This window comes from Microbacterium sp. (genome assembly GCF_041909575.1).
GTDB lineage: Bacteria > Actinomycetota > Actinomycetes > Actinomycetales > Microbacteriaceae > Microbacterium.
Genome location: NZ_JAYRDE010000194.1, coordinates 1 through 2,015 on the forward strand (window position 1 = coordinate 1; position 2,015 = coordinate 2,015).

Below are 2,015 nucleotides of genomic sequence, written 5' to 3' on the forward strand. Positions count from 1 at the left end.
GGCCGTCGAGACCTACGGCTTCCTGTGGGCGAGGACCCCGGCATCCGCCGCCGAGGCGATCAACCACGACGCCGCCGTGCGCCCGCGACGTCAGGACCGCGATCCGCACCACCTCGAGACCGGCGCGTTCTACGTCATGAGGGCGGCGGGATTCCGGGCGGTCGGCCACCGGTTCTTCGGAAGCGTCGGCATCGCCGAGGTCCCGCCGCGGACCGCGATCGAGATCGACACCGAGGGCGAGCTCGAGGTGGCGCGCGCGATCGCACCGCTCATCGATCGTCCGGCCCCGATCGAGGTCGACGCCGTGGTCACCGACTTCGACGGCGTCCACACCGACGACTCGGTGCACGTCTCGCAGGACGGCACCGAGACGGTCACGGTGAGCCGCTCCGACGGCCTGGGCACCGCGCTGCTGCGGGACGCCGGCATCCCGGTCCTCATCCTCTCCACCGAGGTCAACCCGGTCGTCTCGGCGCGGGCGCAGAAGCTGCGGGTCGAGGTCGTGCAGGGCCGTGCCGACAAGGCCGCGGCGCTGCGGGCCTGGGCCGAGGAGCGCGGCATCCCGCTCTCGCGCATCGCGTACCTCGGCAACGACGTCAACGACCTCGGCTGCCTCGAGCTCGTCGGCTGGCCCGTCGCCGTGCCCGGCGCCCACCCTCTCGTGCTCGCCGCCGCGCGGATCGTCCTCGATCGCCCCGGCGGCGCGGGCGCCGTGAGCGACCTCGCCGAGCGCGTGCTCGCGGGCCGCGCCGCGGCATCCGTCCCGCCCCTTGCCACACCCCAGGAGAACGCATGACCGTCACCATCGGCTCCCGCGTCGTCGGAGGCGGACGTCCCGCCTACGTCATCGCCGAGATCGGCCTCAACCACAACGGCGACGTCGAGCTCGCCAAGCAGCTCATCGACGTCGCGGCGGATGCCGGAGCCGAGGCGGTCAAGTTCCAGAAGCGCACCCCCGAGATCGCGACGCCGGAGCACATGCGCGACATCCCGCGGGAGACGCCGTGGGGCACGATGAGCTACCTCGACTACCGCCGGCGGGTGGAGTTCGATCGCGACCAGTACATCGAGATCTCCGACCACGCGCTGCTCCGCGGGCTGGAGTGGTTCGCGTCGCCGTGGGACGAGCCGAGCGTCGCATTCCTCGAGGACCTCGGCGTCACCGCGCACAAGGTCGCGTCGGCGTCGGTCACCGACACCGGCCTGCTGCGGGCCCTGCGCGACACCGGCAAGACCGTCATCCTCTCGACCGGCATGTCGACGATCGAGCAGATCGACGCCGCGATCGAGGTGCTCGGCACCGAGCGCCTGCTGCTGATGCACGCGACCTCGACCTATCCGATGGAACCGGCAGAGGCGAACCTGCGGATGATCCCGTCACTGCGCGATCGGTACCCCGGCGTGCCGGTGGGCTACTCGGGGCACGAGCGGGGACTGCAGATCTCGCTCGCCGCCGTGGCGCTGGGCGCCGTCGCGGTCGAGCGGCACATCACGCTCGATCGCACGATGTGGGGATCGGATCACGCCGCGTCGCTCGAGCCCACCGGCCTGCAGCACCTCGTGCGCGACATCCGCGTCATCGAGGAGGCGCTCGGCGACGGCGTCAAGCGCGTCTACCCGGGAGAGCTCGGCCCGATGGCGAAGCTGCGGCGCGTCCCCGCGTGAGGTCCCCCCGGCGCATCGTCGCCGTCGCCGACACCGACTCGTACGTCAAGTGGGCGGCGGCGCTCCTGGCCACGCTGCCGGGGGAGTGGGATGCCTCGCTCCTGGTGCTCGACACACCGCTCGTGGTGTCCGACGCGCAGCTCGCCGCGGCGCTGTCGGGCAGCGGCCTGCCCCCTGGGCGCGTGACGCGCGTGCGGTGGGAGGAGCTCGCACCGGCGGTGCGCCGCGCCGACGCGGACGCCGTCGTCCTGGCCGCGCGCGGGCCGCTCGTGCGGGTGCTGGCCCGGGAGTTGGCCGCCCTCGACCCGCGACCGGTGATGGTCACGGGGCTCCCCGGCATCTCCATCCCC

General features: G+C 73.1%; 3 protein-coding genes. All 3 read left to right on the plus strand.

Going from position 1 to position 2,015, the window contains the following annotated elements:
* On the plus strand, positions 1-796 hold a 796-nt coding region (locus ACE3O1_RS15485), incomplete at its 5' end, for an HAD hydrolase family protein (RefSeq protein ID WP_374316577.1).
* On the plus strand, positions 793-1,665 hold the full coding sequence (locus tag ACE3O1_RS15490; RefSeq protein ID WP_374316579.1) for an N-acetylneuraminate synthase family protein: 873 nt from the start codon (positions 793-795) through the stop codon (positions 1,663-1,665). The genes ACE3O1_RS15485 and ACE3O1_RS15490, both read left to right, overlap by 4 nt.
* Positions 1,662-2,015 (plus strand): DUF6716 putative glycosyltransferase (locus ACE3O1_RS15495; protein ID WP_374316581.1); only part of this gene is annotated, 354 nt, incomplete at its 3' end. The genes ACE3O1_RS15490 and ACE3O1_RS15495, both read left to right, overlap by 4 nt.